The organism is Tardiphaga sp. 20_F10_N6_6, assembly GCF_052076045.1.
GTDB classification, from domain to species: Bacteria; Pseudomonadota; Alphaproteobacteria; order Rhizobiales; family Xanthobacteraceae; genus Tardiphaga; species Tardiphaga robiniae.
Window position 1 is genome coordinate 4,217,205 of sequence record NZ_CP197239.1, and the last position, 14,207, is coordinate 4,231,411.

The window sequence follows — 14,207 nt, forward strand, 5'->3', positions numbered from 1 at the left end:
CGATCGGAATCATGGCTGCGATCAAGATCCTCGTTATTCCAGGCTCGCTGCGCACAGGGTCGCTGAATGCGAAACTCGCGGCTGTCGCCATTGACGCGCTGGTTCGCGCCGATGTCGATGCCACCAGGATTTCGCTCGGCGACTTTCCGCTGCCGATCTATGACGGCGACCTCGAGAGCAATTCCGGCGTACCGAAACATGCGCTCGATCTGAAGCGTATGATATCGGCGCATCATGGTGTGCTGATCGTGACGCCTGAATACAACGCGTCGCTGCCGCCGCTGGTGAAGAATACGATCGACTGGATCTCGCGCGTGGAAGATACGCATGAGAGCAAGGGCCAGGTGTTTCGCGAGCGGCCGTTTGCGATTGCGGCGGCTTCGAATGGGCGGCTTGGCGGTGCGCGCTGTTTGCAGGCCTTGCGGCTGGTGCTGTCGGCGTGTCGCGCGATGGTGATCCCGAACCAGCTCACGCTGGCGTTCGCCGGTGAGGCCTATGACGATATGGACCGGCTGAAACACGCCGCCGACAAGGATGCGATGACGGCGATGGTGCGCCAGCTTATCGATGTCGCGCAGCAGATGAAGTGAGACGAGATGACGTTGCAGACCATTGATCCCCGCGACCGCCTGATCGTCGCGCTCGATTTGCCGGATGTTGACGCTGCCGAAGCGATGATCGCGCGGCTCGGCGACAGCGTGACTTTCTACAAGATCGGCTATCAGCTCGGCTATGCTGGTGGTCTGCCGCTGGTGCGCAAGCTCGCCGATACCGGAAAGAAGGTGTTCGCCGATCTGAAGATGCACGACATCGGCAACACCGTCGCGCGCGGCGTGGAAAGCGTGGCGAAGCTCGGCGCGACCTTTCTCACCGTGCATGGCTATCCGCAGACCATGCAGGCGGCGGCCAATGCCAGCAAGGGCTCCGGCCTGAAGATCCTCGCGGTGACAGTACTGACCTCGTACGACAACGAGGATCTGAAGGCCGCGGGCTATCAACTCGGTGTCAGCGATCTCGTCGCCGCGCGCGCGCAGCAGGCGCAGGCGCTCGGTATCGATGGCCTCGTCTGCTCGCCGGAAGAGGCGGCGAACCTGCGCAAGCATATCAAGCCTGAGATGTGTCTGGTCACGCCCGGTGTGCGCCCTGCGGGCAGTGACGTGGGCGATCAGAAGCGGATCATGACCCCGGCACGCGCGATTGCCGAAGGTTCGGACTATCTGGTGGTCGGCCGTCCGGTAATGGAAGCTGCTGATCCGAAGGCTGCGGCCGAGGCGATCGTCGCCGAAATTACGCAGGCACTGGCGAACAAGTAAGAACGGGACAGGGAGAGAGACAGATGGCCAAGGCTTACTGGATTGCACGCGTCGACGTGCACAATATGGACGGCTACAAGCAATACGTGGCCGAGAACGGCCCGGTCTTCAATAAATTCGGGGCCAAATTCCTGGTGCGCGGTGGTCAGTTCGAGGCCAAGGAAGGCACGTCGCGCTCGCGCAATGTTGTGCTCGAATTCAAGGACTACGCGACCGCGCTAGCCTGTTACAATTCGCCGGAATACCAGCGGTTGGTCGCGATGCGCAGCCCGCACGGCGAGAGCGATCTCGTGATCATCGAGGGGTATGACGGTCCGCAGCCTTGAGCGGCAGGGCCTTAAGCATGTGTTTGATCTGATTGGTATCTAAGGACTTTAGGTACCGTGGGCGTGTTGCCGCCGTGGCAACGCGCCGCTATACCGCCTTGAGATACTGAGGATCGTTCAATGTCCGATATGAGACTGATCGTTGCTGGCGCCGGCGGCCGAATGGGCCGCGCGCTGATCCGCACCATCTCCGAAACCCCCGGCGCTGTCGTTTCCGGTGCGCTCGAGGCGCCCGGCTCGGAGCTGCTCGGACAGGATGCCGGCGTGCTCGCCGGCCTGCCCGAGAACGGCGTCAAACTCTCGGCCGACCTCTGGACGCTGTCGAAGGATGCCGATGGTATCCTTGATTTCACGGTGCCTGCGGCGACCATCGCCAATGTTGCGATCGCAGCCCAGCGCGGCCTCGTTCACGTGATCGGCACCACCGGCCTGTCGTCGTCGGACAACGCGGTGATCAAGAGCGTGACCGGTCAGGCCATCGTCGTGCAGTCGGGTAATATGAGCCTCGGCGTCAATCTGCTCGCCGCGCTGGTGAAGCGCGTTGCGCAGTCGCTCGATGACGGCTTCGACATCGAAGTGCTGGAGATGCATCACAAGGCCAAGATCGACGCGCCCTCGGGCACGGCTTTCATGCTGGGTCAGGCTGCTGCCGAGGGTCGCAAGATTCCGCTCGAGCAACATTCGGCGCGTGGCCGCGACGGGCTCACCGGCGCGCGCAAAACCGGCGATATCGGCTTTGCCTCGTTGCGCGGCGGTACTGTCGCTGGCGATCATACGGTGATCTTCGCCGGTCCCCATGAACGCATCGAGCTGTCGCACAAGGCCGAGGATCGCATGATCTTCGCCCATGGTGCGCTGAAGGCGGCGATGTGGGCGCATGGAAAAAAGCCAGGTTTGTACTCGATGGCTGACGTGCTCGGCCTTGGTGAAATGTAAGAAGAACGAAACGGAATTCTCGATGAACGAACGTCTTCTCGTCCTCGTCCGTCATGGACAGAGCGAATGGAATCTGAAGAACCTTTTCACCGGCTGGAAAGATCCTGATCTCACCGAGAAGGGCGTCGCAGAGGCCAAGGAAGCCGGCCGCAAGCTGAAGGCGCAGGGTCTGACCTTCGATGTCGCGTTCACCTCGGCGCTGACCCGCGCGCAGCACACGCTCAATCTCGCACTGGAAGAGATGGGCCAGACCGGCCTGCCGATCACGAAACATCTGGCGCTGAACGAGCGCGATTACGGTGATCTCTCCGGCCTCAATAAGGACGACGCCCGCGCCAAATGGGGCGAGGAGCAGGTCCATGTCTGGCGTCGTTCCTATGACGTGCCGCCGCCCGGTGGCGAGAGCCTGAAGGATACGCTGGCGCGCACGCTGCCGTATTTCGTGCAGGAAATCCTGCCCTGCGTGCTGCGCGGCGAACGCACGCTGGTAGCGGCCCACGGCAATTCGCTGCGTGCCCTGATCATGGTGCTGGAGAAGCTGACGCCGGAAGGCATTCTGGCGCGGGAGCTCGCGACCGGCGTGCCGGTGATCTATCGGCTCAATGCCGATGCGACGGTGGCGTCGAAACTCGATCTGGCGGGTTGATCGACGCGCTCGGTTGCGTGGCGCGGCTAGCGCGCCATCGCAGCCGACACGAAATCCGAGATCGCATCGAGAAAGACGTCCGGCTTCTGCAATTGCGGGACATGCGCGCAGCCCGGAAGCAGGATCAGCCGTGCATCAGGTAGTCCGGCAGCAAGCTCTCTGGACATCGGTGGTGGCGTCGCTTCATCGTGCTCGCCGACCAGTACCAGCACCGGCACTTTGACGGTCCCGATCTCAGGCCGGAGGTCCAGCGTCGCCAGGGACTCGCAGGCACTCTGAAACACGCCGGGATCCGTGCGCAAAAAGGCCTCGCGGCGATCGCGCATCAGCTCCGGGTTCTGTTCCTGAAATTCAGCGGCGAACAAGCGTCGCATCGCGACATCGGTAACCGCCGGCAATCCCTTGGTCGATGCTGCCGTCGCCATGTTGCGGAACGCCTCGCGGCCGGATTCGGAAAACGCTGCGCCGCAATCGGCGAGAACCAGACGGCCTGCAATGCCGGGATGGCGGATCGCCATCTGCAAGGCAACGAAACCGCCATAGCCGTTACCGAGCACGATCGTGTCCGCGCCGTCGCCGCAGTCCCTGACGGCCTCCGCCACGCGGTCCGCTACGGCCGCCAGTCCGCCGCTTACGGCGTCTGATCCCCCAAAACCCGGCAATTCGGGAACGATGACACGGTGGGTCTTGGCCAGCGACGGCACGATGCTGTCGAAGCTTGCCCGGTCAGACAGCAGCGAGTGAAGCAGCACGATGGCCGGTCCTTCGCCGAATTGCGCTGCATTGACGGTGCCGTTTGCCAAGCGCCGATCTGCCATTTTTGCCTCTCCCGTCAAAAGCTTGCAGCCCGCAGCCTGATCGGCTGTCGCATCCGCCTGTCCTGTTGTGTCCCGGACCGGACCCTAAAAGCAAGGCCTCGATCGCGCAAATCTGACTTGACGTGATATTTCACGAGATGCATCTTTGTCGGAGAATCAGAGGAAATATCCGTGCTTCTTCGAGATAATGTCTACAATAGCCTCAGGTCTGATATCCTGATGTGTCGCTTTCTGCCAGGCGATGATATGCGGGAGCAGGAGCTTGCGGAGCGCTATGCGGTCAGCCGCCAGCCCGTACGTGAGGCTTTGCTGCGGTTGGAGCGCGAGCATCTCGTGACGGTGCAGCCGCGCCAGGGTTATCGGGTCAATCCGATCTCGATCTCGGACGCCCGGGACCTGTTGCGGTTTCGCTATGCGGTCGAGCCGGCCTGTGTGTCGGAAGCGATCGAGCACGCCTCGGACAACATCCTGCGCGGATTGGACCAGTACAGGTCGTTCGACGGCTCGGCGGAAGATTTCATCGATTATAACCGCGCCTTCCACATCGCGCTGGCACAGGCGTCCGGCAACCGGCGCATGGCGTCGGCCGCGCGCGATCTGATCGAACAGGCCGACCGGCTAGTGCGCGTCAGCATCGCCAACGTCAAGGGCCGCGATCACATGCAGCTCGTGGGCGAGCACGTCAGCCTGATCGACGCCATGCAGCGCCGCGACCAGCGCGGCGCTGCGCGCATCATCAAGGCTCACATCGAGAAAACAGAAAAGCGCGTGCTGCCTGCCTTGGCGCGTAACGCGATCATCGTCGAAGGGAGAGATCTATGAACATTCCAACAAAAACAGGCTCCATCGATGTCGAGATCCACGGCAATTTCGTCGATGGCCGCGAAATCGAAGCCGGCAACGGCGAGATGATCGATGTGCGGAACCCGGCTACGGGCGACGTCATCGCGCGAATCCCCAATTCGACCACGGCCGATATCGATCATGCGATGAAGAGCGCGCGTGCGGCGTTCGAAGGACGCGCCTGGGGTGGCATGGATACACGTGCCCGTGCGCGCCTGATCAATAAGCTCGCCGATGCGTTCGAGGCCAACCTAGACACGCTGTATCGGCTGGAAACGTTGAACAACGGCCGTCCAGTCAACGAGACACGTGCGCAGCTCGCGCGCCTCCCGGACTTCTTCCGCTACTTCGCGGGCGTCGCCCTGGCGCGGCGCGATTCCGTCATTCCGGTTGAAGGCGCGTATCTCAACTATACGCTGCGCACGCCGATCGGGATCGTGGCGAACTGTACGCCGTTCAATCATCCGCTGATGATCCTGTGCAAGTCGCTGGCTGCCGTTCTGGCCACCGGTTGCGTCACCGTCGTCAAGCCGTCGGAATATACGCCCCTGACCACGTTGAAGCTCGCGCAGATCTTCACCGAAGCCGGCCTGCCGCCGGGCGTATTTAATATCGTGCTCGGCTACGGCCCGAGCGCCGGCAAGATGCTGTCCGAACACCCTGACATCAACAAGCTGGTGCTGACCGGTGGCACTGAAGCGGGGCGCATCGCCGGATCATCCGCGGCGAAAGTGTTCGCGCATCAGACCATGGAGCTCGGCGGCAAGACGCCTGTCATGGTGTTCGACGATTTCGAAGTCGATCAGGCAGTGAACTACGCTGCCTTCGGTGCCTTCATCGGTGCTGGCCAGACTTGCGTCTGCGCTTCCAGGCATATCGTGCAGGCCTCGATCTACGACGAGTTCGTCGCGAAGCTACAGGCCAAGACGAAGTCTATCCGTATCGGCGATCCGTTCGATCCCAACACGCAGCTCGGCCCGGTCATCTCGGCGCGCCAGCGTGACCGCGTGCTGTCCTATGCGCGTTTTGGCCACGAGGATGGCGCCCGGCTGGTTGCTGGTGGCGTTGCGGCAAAGATAGCCGGTCACGAAAACGGGTTCTTTGTGGAGCCCACGGTATTCGCCGATGTTCGGTCGGACATGCGCATCTTTCAGGAAGAGGTGTTCGGTCCGTTCACATCTGTCACGCCGTTCAAGGACGAGGCCGATGCGTTGCGTCTGGCCAATGATTCTCCGTTCGGCTTGGCCGCGGCGATCCGCACCCGTGACGTCGCTCGCGCGCATCGCGTGGCCGGCCGCGTCAAGGCGGGCATCGTCTGGATCAATGATCATCATCGCCTCGATCCAGCATCGCCCTGGGGCGGCGTGGACGACAGTGGCATCGGCCGTGAATGCGGCACCGAAAGCTTCGATGATCACTTCAACACCAAGAGCGTGATGGTGGCGACGGGCGATGACCCGTTCGACTGGTATCGCGACACGGCGGGGCAGAAGCGACTGAACTAGAGCAAAGCGATCGCCAACAGATCCCCCACAGAGGGACGGCGCTAATCGATATGGAAACAAACAGGGAGAGACGACGATGCCGACATCAGTAAATGCGGGCGGCCGGTTGGACCGGCTGCCGATCGGACCGTTCCACTACCGCATCATGACGTTGATCGGGATTGGAATGTTCTTCGATGGCTTTGACATCTATATCGCAGGAACAGTGCTCGGCGTGACGCTCAAGAGCGGCTTCTCAACACTCGCCGAGAATGCGCTGTTCATTTCGGCGACGTTCTTCGGAATGATGCTCGGCTCGTTCGGCACCGGCTTTCTCGGCGATCGCTACGGCCGTCGGTTCTCCTACCAGTTCAATCTGCTGTTGTTCGGCGTGGCATCGCTTGCGGCGGCATTCGCACCAAACATGACCATCCTGATCCTGTGCCGCTTCGTGATGGGCCTCGGACTCGGTGCCGAAAACGTGGTCGGCTACTCGACGATGACCGAGTTCGTTCCCGCGCGTTCGCGCGGCAAGTATCTGGGGCTGATGGCCGTCTGCGTCGTCAGTGGCCTGCCGGTGGCGCTACTGGTGGCCTCGTTCGTGGTGCCGATGTTCGGATGGCGCGCCATGTTCGTGCTTGGCGGCATCGGTGCGCTAGTGGTCTGGTACATGCGCAAGAACCTGCCGGAGTCGCCGCGCTGGCTCGAGGCCGTCGGCCGCCGCGAGGAGGCAGAGGCGCTCATGCAGAAGATCGAGAGCGAGGCCGCCCAAGGCAAGCCGCTGCCGCCGGTGACCACGGTCCCGACCGTGCAGGCGTCCGGCCAGCTGTCGTCGCTATTCGCGCCCCCACTGCTGTCGCGTATGATCGTCGGTTCGATCTGCCTGATCACCATCAACACATTGCTGTATGGCTTCGTGACCTGGCTGCCGGTGTTCTTCATCAAACAGGGATTGAGTGTCGCCACGTCGTTCAGTTACTCGCTACTGATGGCGCTGGGTGCTCCGGTCGGCTCGGCCATCGGCGCGCTGACGGCCGACCGTTGGGGCCGCAAGCCGACCATCATCGGTTCGTCGCTGATCGCGGTGGTGTTGGGCATCATCTATCCGATGATTTCCGATCCGCTTCTGCTGCCAGCGGTCGGTTTCGCGCTCACGATCCCGATCTATGTGCTGGTTGCGTTGCTGTTCGGCATCTATATCCCCGAACTGTTCCCCACCGAAGTGCGCTTGCGGGCGTCGGGGATCGTCAACACGCTGGGGCGCGGCGCAACCATCGTGACGCCGTTCTTGGTGGTGACCCTGTTCGAGGCGCGCGGCGTTGCGGGCGTAATGGCGCTGATGATCGGATTGCTGGTGCTGCAGATCATCACGGTGTGGGCGTTCGGCATTGAGCCACGGAACCGCAGCCTTGAAGAAATGAAGACCGACGAATCCTCAGCGCCCGTGCTGAAGGAAGCGTCTTAGTCGTTCAGTCCAATGGGCCGCAGGAAACTGCGGCCCATTGCTGCTAATTCGCTCCCACCTGTCCGGCTTCCCAGCCGATCATGGCCTGCTTCCGTGTAATGCCCCAATGATAACCCGTCAGCGCGCCGGATTTACCGAGCGCGCGATGGCACGGCACCACGAAGGAAATCGGGTTCTTGCCCACGGCCGCGCCGACGGCGCGTGAGGCCTTCGGGTTGTCGATCTTGCAGGCGATATCCGAATAGCTGACCGCACGACCCATCGGGATCTTCAGCAGCGTTTCCCAGACGCGGACTTCGAAATCCGTCCCGATCAACACCACCCGCAGCGGCTGGTCCGGGCGCCACAGCTTGCTGTCGAAGATGCGCTGCGCCAGTCCGGCCGTGCCGGGAGTGTCCTCAATCAATGTGGCCGCCGGCCAGCGCCGGCTCATGTCGGCGAAAGCGCGCTGTTCGTCGCCCGGATCGGAGAAAGCGAGACCCGCAAGGCCGCGGTCGCTGGCGATCACGATCGCGGTGCCGAACGGTGAGGGATGGAAGCCGTAGCGCAACTCCATGCCGGCGCCGCCGGTTTTCCATTCTCCGGGTGACATCGCTTCATGGGTTACGAAGAGATCGTGCAGCCGGCCCGGGCCGGAAAGGCCTGAGTCGAGCGCGGCGTCGAGGACGCTGGCGGAATCGCGCAGCAGGTGCTTGGCGTGGTCGAGCGTCAGCGCCTGCATGAACGCTTTCGGTGTCAGTCCCGCCCAGCGGCGGAACAGGTGATGCAACTCGTCCGGCGTCACGCTCGCGGCATCCGCCACGGCCTCGATGTTCGGCTGGTCCCGCCACTGCGAGTGCATGAAGCCGATGGCGCGGCGTACGGAATCGTAATCGCGCAGGGCCGCGTCGCGCTGGCCCGGCTTGATCGGGCGATGCTCAGTCATCGCTAGGTCTCTGGCAAGATTCATCATGATATCGATGTAGGCCTGCCCCGGCGCGCAAACCACCCGATTCCCGATTGGTCATCAGCTCACCGGATTATAGGTCTGGCCGCGTTTGGCGGCCTGGAGCGCTTCCATCAAGGCTTTGATGAAGCTTGCCTTTTCCTCCGCGCCGAGGAACCGTGCGATCGACACCCGACGGCCGCGCGACACCAGAAAAAGCTGCTCGATGCCGAATTCGGCGTGGCACACCTGATCGATCTGCACCCAGAGTGGATTGAATGCCCATTCCACGACGTCGCCTGATGGGCTGACCCGGCGCACACGGATTTCCGACGGCGTGACCGTGATCTCTTCGGTGGCCCTGGCGCGTCTGTCGTAGACCTTGAAGGCGATATAGATCGCCAGCAGGTCGAGGCCGAAAAAGCCGAGCACCGGCCAGGCGCCCATCAGCAGGAAGGCCATCCCCGCGCCGAACGAGACCATGCTGATGAAACCCATGAGCACGAGGAAGCCCTTGCGACCCAGCGCGTGATGCGGACGCAGCAGCGCGCTGAACAGCATCGGTTCCGGCGGGACGTCAAAGTCGTTGCCTGATGTCATGGTCCCTCAGTATATCCCTTTGATGCCGAAAATCACCCGCAAGCTCCCCGCCAGCACGAAATCCAGTCCTGCAAAGAAGGTTGTAGCGAAAGCGGTGAAGGCGCCTGCGAAGAAGATCGCCAAGCCGAAGCCCAAGTTGAAACCTTGGACCAAAGCCCAGGTCCATGAAGCCTTCTCGCGCTTCCGCAAGGCCAATCCCGAGCCCAAGGGAGAGCTCGAACATCTCAATCCCTACACATTGCTGGTCGCAGTGGTGTTGTCCGCGCAGGCGACTGACGCCGGCGTCAACAAGGCGACGCGCGCGCTGTTTCCCATCGCCGATACGCCGCAGAAAATGATTGATCTCGGCGAAGAGGCGGTGCGGGAGTATATCAAGACCATCGGCCTCTATCGCACCAAGGCGAAGAATGTTATCGCGCTGTCGGAAAAACTGATCCGCGAATTCGGCGGCGTCGTGCCGCGCACCCGCACCGAAATCGAGTCGTTACCGGGGGCGGGGCGCAAGACAGCCAATGTTGTGCTCAACATGGCGTTTGGCGAGCACACGATGGCTGTGGACACCCATGTCTTCCGCGTCGGCAATCGCACCAATATGGCGCCGGGCAACAACGTACTGGACGTCGAACTCGAATTAGAGCGCGTGATCCCGCACGAGTTCATGCTGCATGCCCATCATTGGCTGATCCTGCACGGCCGCTATACGTGTCTCGCGCGCAAGCCGCGCTGCGAGGTGTGTCTGATCAACGATCTGTGCCAGTGGCCGGAGAAGACGGTGGTCTAGGCGACCGGCATCTTCGTTACGCAACCCGGCTCGATCAGCTCCGGTCGCGGCCCGCTCAATCGCTTGTGCATATGGACCATAAAGGTCATGCCGAACAGCGGTGTGGCCAGGTTGACGATCGGGATCGAGACGAAGGCTGCGATGAATAGCCCGGCGGTGAACACCGTCGCCGCATGCTGCTTGCGCATCGCCTTGGCGTCCGCCGGCGAGCGGAACCGCATGGCGGCCAGTTCGAAATATTCGCGACCGAGCAGCCAGGCTGTGGCGATGAAGAAGACAACGAAACCAATGCCGGCGAAGAACACGAAGGGCAGCGCGACCAGATAGACCGCGATGGTCAGCAGCGCGGTCTTGCCGCCCTCGGTGATGGCGAGCCCGAACGGCAATGCGACGCCGACCCGCTCGGCGGGATAGTGCTCGCGCTCGACAATATCGGCGACATCATCGACGAACACGCTGGCGACCAGTGACGTAATCGCCGGCATCAGAAAGATTGCGCCGGCGACGACGCCGAGACCTGCGGCAATCGACAAGATCCAGGACAGCACATTGATCATCATGTGGTAGTCCGACCCGATCGTACTTTCGGCCCAGACGCCGCCCGAGGTGGCAGCCCAGTTCAACAGCCGCTGCATGGCGACCGCCAATACGGTGATTAAAACCAGGGCAAGTCCGATCGACTTCCACAGGATGCTGCGCATCGGTGGTGAAAGAATTTGCGATAGCGCCTTGGCGGCAGCGACAAGCATCCGATTTTCTCCTTGCAATCACGAAGACGTAACCCTTGCGAAGTTGTCAGACAAGTGCAGCGCAGCATCGACTTCTTCACTGGACGGATAAATAGAAAGAGGTAGTCTCAAGAAAAACAATCATCAGGGAGGACGACGTCTTGATCACCAAGGGTACCCGTGCGCTTGCTTTCGCCACTGCCGCTTCCGGCTTATTTCTGACCGCAGCGCCCGCCTTCGCGCAGCAAAGCATCACCGTCTGGTTCAGCAAGGGGTTTTATAAATCCGAAGATGAATCGCTGCTGGCGGCGATCAAGAAGTTCGAAGATAAAACCAAGATCAAAGTCGAACTCTCGCAATATGCCATTCAGGACATGATCCCGAAGACCGTGGCCGCGCTGGATTCCGGCACGCCGCCAGATGTCGCCTATGCCGACACCTACGATGTGCAGGCATCCGGCAAATGGGCCTTCGAAGGCAAGCTGGAAGATATCACCGACATCCTAAAGCCGATGATGGATAAATTCGCGCCGAACACGGTCGAGACGGCCTATCTGATGAACGGCCAGACCAAGAAGAAGGCGTATTACGGCTTTCCGCTGAAGCAGCAGTCGATGCATGTGGAGATCTGGAGCGATCTGCTCGAGCAGGCCGGCTTCAAGGTCAGCGATATTCCCAAGGACTGGAAGGGTTATTGGTCGTTCTGGTGCGACAAGGTCCAGCCGGCCTATCGCAAGGCGTCAGGCAGCCGTGCCTATGGTGTCGGCCAGCCGATGGGCGTGGAGTCCACGGACTCGCTGCAGTCATTCTACACCTTCATGGATGCCTATAACGTCAAGCTGGTGGACGACGATGGCAAGCTTCTGGTGGACGACGCCAAGGTCAAGGAAGGCCTGATCGGCGCACTCAGGGACTATACCGACACCTATATCAAGGGCTGTACGCCGCCATCCTCTACGACGTGGAAGGACCCCGACAACAATGTCGCCTTCCACAACAAGAGCATCATCATGACCCACAACTTCACGATTTCGATCGCGGCGAAGTGGTTCGAGGATTCGCAGAACCAGACGCTGACGCCGGAGCAGCGCGCGGCCGGCAAGAAGGCCTATGAGGAAACCATAGTCACTGCATCGTTCCCGCTGAAGCCGGACGGCACGCCGATCAAGTATCGCTCCGATGTGAAGACGGGGATGATCTTCTCGCAGTCGAAGAACAAGGCGGGCGCCAAGGAATTCGTCAAGTTCCTGATGGAAGAAGAAAACCTTGGCCCCTATGTCGAAGGTGCGCTGGGTCGCTGGTTCCCGGTGACCAAGGCCGGACAGGCAAGCCCGTTCTGGCAGGCCGACAAGCATCGCAAGGCAGTCTATACCCAGTTCACGGGTGGCACCTCGTCGTTCGATTTCGTGAAGAATTACAAGTTCACGATCCTCAATAACGAGAACGTCTGGGCCAAGGCGATGAACCGCGTGGTCAGCGAGAAGGTGCCGGTCGAGAAGGCCGTCGATGAGTTGATCGCCCGCATCAAGGAAATCGCGGGTTAGTCCGAGACAAAGCCGGCCGCCCCTCGCGGCCGGCTTTTGCAATGGTGTACAGCATGGCCACGATCACCTATCCCGCTCCCGCCGATACGCTGCCACGCCGGCCATGGTCGGCCCGCCTCACGACGCCGCAGGTCTGGGGCGTCGTGATGATCGCGCCCTATCTGCTCGTGTTCGCCGCCTTCGTGGTCTATCCGATCGGTTATGGCTTGTGGTTGGCGCGGCACCCGGCGAGTTACGTCGCGCTCTATAACGATCCGGTATTCGCGCGCGCCGTCGTCAACACGCTGATCTTCCTGATTATCGGCATCAATCTCAAAATGCTGGTGGCGCTGTTCCTGTCCGGATTCTTCGTGCAGTCGCGCACCTGGATACGTTGGCTGTCGGTGCTGTTCATCCTGCCTTGGGCCGTGCCGTCGATCCCGACCATCCTGTCGGTCCGCTTCATGTTCAATCCCGAATGGGGCGTGATCAATAACCTGATCTTCAAGTTCACCGGCGAGGATGGGCCCAACTGGCTGAATGACCCTGCCATGGGCCTGACGCTGGCGATTCTGGTGCACATCTGGAAGTCGCTGCCGTTCTGGACGCTGATCCTGATGACAGGGCGTCTGGCGATCTCGACGGACATGTTCGAGGCCGCCGATGTCGACGGCGCCAGCTGGTGGCAGAAATTCCGCTTCATCACTTGGCCATCGATGCAGACGCTGTATCTCACCTGCACGCTGCTTTCGATGATCTGGACGCTCGGCGACTTCAACAGCGTCTATCTGTTGACCGGAGGCGGGCCAGCCGATCTCACTCATGTTCTGTCTACATTGGGGATTCGCTATCTCCGCCTCGATCAGCTCGACATGTCGATGGCATCGATCGTTTGCGCGATGCCGCTTGTGCTGCCGCTGGTCTATTTCATGATGAAACGGCTCTCTCGATGAAGAGGTTCACCCGATGAGAGTGCCAACGCTACGAGAGGTCGGCACCGAAGCGCGGCTGTTGTTGATTGGCATTCCCGTGCTGATCTGGACGCTGATTCCGATCTATCACATGTTCCTGTTCGCGATCTCGCCGAAGCAGGATGCGTTCGCGGGCAAGCTGTGGCCCGATCATCCGACGCTGAACAATTTCAGAATCGTGTTCAATCAGCAGCACTATTTCCTGCGCGATTTTTGGGCGCAGTTCCTGAACTCGGTCGTCATTGCGGTGGCGGTCGGTGCGCTGACGCTGGTGATTGCGACATCGGCGGCCTTTGCGATCAGTCGTCTGCGCGTCCGCGGCGGTCGAACGGTGATGAACATGGCGCTGTTCACCTATTTCATTCCCGCGGCATTCCTCGCGGTACCGATGTATCGCACCATGGGCAATTACGGTCTGCTCAACAATCACTGGTCGCTGATCCTGGCGATGGTGACCATTGCTTCGCCCTATGCGATCTGGGTGCTCAAGCAGGCGTCAGACAAGCTGCCGCTCGAGCTCGACGAAGCCGCCATCATGGACGGCGCAACGCCGCTGCAACTGTTTCGCATGGTCTATGTGCCGCTGATGTTGCCATCGCTGGTCGCGATCGGGACCTATGCGCTGCTGCTCGCCTGGAACGAATATCTCTACGCCTTCCTCCTGCTGTCCAAGGATACCGAGATCACGCTACCCGTCGCGCTCGGCAACTTTCTGGCCGCTGATGACTCGCCCTGGGAATTGCTGATGACCACGGGCTTTATTTACGCGCTACCACCAGCCGCAGTGTATTACGCCTTTCGGCGCTACATGGTCGGCGGACTCACAGCGGGCGCGGTCAAGTCTTGAA

At 61.1% G+C, this 14,207-nt stretch carries 16 protein-coding genes; 12 read left to right on the plus strand and 4 right to left on the minus strand.

Going from position 1 to position 14,207, the window contains the following annotated elements; genetic code table 11:
* The first annotated feature begins 11 nt into the window (after positions 1-11).
* The 5 genes from AB7813_RS20300 to AB7813_RS20320 all read left to right on the plus strand — a co-directional run bounded on the left by AB7813_RS20300 (position 12) and on the right by AB7813_RS20320 (position 3,221).
* Positions 12-590 (plus strand): NADPH-dependent FMN reductase, encoded by a 579-nt coding sequence (locus tag AB7813_RS20300; RefSeq protein ID WP_093757831.1) that lies wholly within the window; start codon positions 12-14, stop codon positions 588-590.
* Between the two features lie 6 nt (positions 591-596).
* Complete coding sequence (gene pyrF / locus AB7813_RS20305) at positions 597-1,313, plus strand: orotidine-5'-phosphate decarboxylase (protein ID WP_089263059.1); 717 nt, start codon at positions 597-599, stop codon at positions 1,311-1,313.
* Positions 1,314-1,336: 23 nt separating this feature from the next.
* Positions 1,337-1,639, plus strand: coding sequence for a DUF1330 domain-containing protein (locus AB7813_RS20310; RefSeq protein ID WP_068730266.1), 303 nt, complete (start codon positions 1,337-1,339; stop codon positions 1,637-1,639).
* 120 nt (positions 1,640-1,759) lie between these two features.
* Positions 1,760-2,575 carry a 4-hydroxy-tetrahydrodipicolinate reductase gene (gene dapB / locus AB7813_RS20315; protein ID WP_089263057.1) on the plus strand — a complete coding sequence of 272 codons (816 nt, stop codon included), beginning with the start codon at positions 1,760-1,762 and terminating at the stop codon, positions 2,573-2,575.
* 22 nt (positions 2,576-2,597) lie between these two features.
* Complete coding sequence (locus tag AB7813_RS20320) at positions 2,598-3,221, plus strand: 2,3-bisphosphoglycerate-dependent phosphoglycerate mutase (protein WP_089263055.1); 624 nt, start codon at positions 2,598-2,600, stop codon at positions 3,219-3,221.
* A 26-nt stretch (positions 3,222-3,247) separates the two neighbouring features.
* On the opposite strand, the gene AB7813_RS20325 is transcribed toward AB7813_RS20320, so the two are convergent.
* Positions 3,248-4,039 (minus strand): alpha/beta fold hydrolase, encoded by a 792-nt coding sequence (locus AB7813_RS20325; protein ID WP_120287701.1) that lies wholly within the window; start codon positions 4,037-4,039, stop codon positions 3,248-3,250.
* Between the two features lie 171 nt (positions 4,040-4,210).
* Between AB7813_RS20325 and AB7813_RS20330 the strand changes: the two genes are divergently transcribed.
* The 3 genes from AB7813_RS20330 (at position 4,211) to AB7813_RS20340 (ending at position 7,831) form a co-directional block, all read left to right on the plus strand.
* The gene (locus AB7813_RS20330) at positions 4,211-4,861 is read left to right on the plus strand and encodes a GntR family transcriptional regulator (protein ID WP_320446131.1); all 651 of its coding nucleotides are present in this window, start codon (positions 4,211-4,213) and stop codon (positions 4,859-4,861) included.
* Complete coding sequence (locus tag AB7813_RS20335) at positions 4,858-6,387, plus strand: aldehyde dehydrogenase (protein WP_439065443.1); 1,530 nt, start codon at positions 4,858-4,860, stop codon at positions 6,385-6,387. Before AB7813_RS20330 ends, AB7813_RS20335 begins: the two co-directional genes overlap by 4 nt.
* A 76-nt stretch (positions 6,388-6,463) precedes the next feature.
* Complete coding sequence (locus AB7813_RS20340) at positions 6,464-7,831, plus strand: MFS transporter (RefSeq protein WP_089263047.1); 1,368 nt, start codon at positions 6,464-6,466, stop codon at positions 7,829-7,831.
* A gap of 43 nt (positions 7,832-7,874) precedes the next feature.
* Here AB7813_RS20340 and AB7813_RS20345 read toward each other — a convergent pair whose 3' ends face one another.
* Positions 7,875-8,756, minus strand: a complete 882-nt coding sequence (locus AB7813_RS20345) for a methylated-DNA--[protein]-cysteine S-methyltransferase (RefSeq protein WP_414716825.1) — start codon at positions 8,754-8,756, stop codon at positions 7,875-7,877.
* 81 nt (positions 8,757-8,837) lie between these two features.
* On the minus strand, positions 8,838-9,356 hold the full coding sequence (locus AB7813_RS20350; RefSeq protein WP_439065444.1) for a DUF2244 domain-containing protein: 519 nt from the start codon (positions 9,354-9,356) through the stop codon (positions 8,838-8,840).
* 22 nt (positions 9,357-9,378) lie between these two features.
* On the opposite strand from AB7813_RS20350, the gene nth reads away from it, so the two are divergent.
* A complete protein-coding gene (nth, locus tag AB7813_RS20355; RefSeq protein WP_441228311.1) occupies positions 9,379-10,137 on the plus strand; it encodes an endonuclease III in 759 nt (252 codons plus the stop codon).
* Here the strand turns inward: nth and AB7813_RS20360 are convergent.
* Positions 10,134-10,886 carry a sulfate transporter family protein gene (locus tag AB7813_RS20360; RefSeq protein WP_439065446.1) on the minus strand — a complete coding sequence of 251 codons (753 nt, stop codon included), beginning with the start codon at positions 10,884-10,886 and terminating at the stop codon, positions 10,134-10,136. The genes nth and AB7813_RS20360 overlap by 4 nt on opposite strands.
* A 140-nt stretch (positions 10,887-11,026) precedes the next feature.
* Between AB7813_RS20360 and AB7813_RS20365 the strand changes: the two genes are divergently transcribed.
* From AB7813_RS20365 to AB7813_RS20375, 3 genes are read left to right on the plus strand one after another with little or no spacing between them, the layout of a single operon-like run.
* A complete protein-coding gene (locus AB7813_RS20365) occupies positions 11,027-12,409 on the plus strand; it encodes an ABC transporter substrate-binding protein (RefSeq protein WP_439065447.1) in 1,383 nt (460 codons plus the stop codon).
* A gap of 53 nt (positions 12,410-12,462) precedes the next feature.
* Positions 12,463-13,341, plus strand: a complete 879-nt coding sequence (locus AB7813_RS20370; RefSeq protein WP_231078616.1) for a carbohydrate ABC transporter permease — start codon at positions 12,463-12,465, stop codon at positions 13,339-13,341.
* Positions 13,342-13,354: 13 nt separating this feature from the next.
* A complete protein-coding gene (locus AB7813_RS20375; protein ID WP_068730277.1) occupies positions 13,355-14,206 on the plus strand; it encodes a carbohydrate ABC transporter permease in 852 nt (283 codons plus the stop codon).
* Position 14,207: the final 1 nt, after the last annotated feature.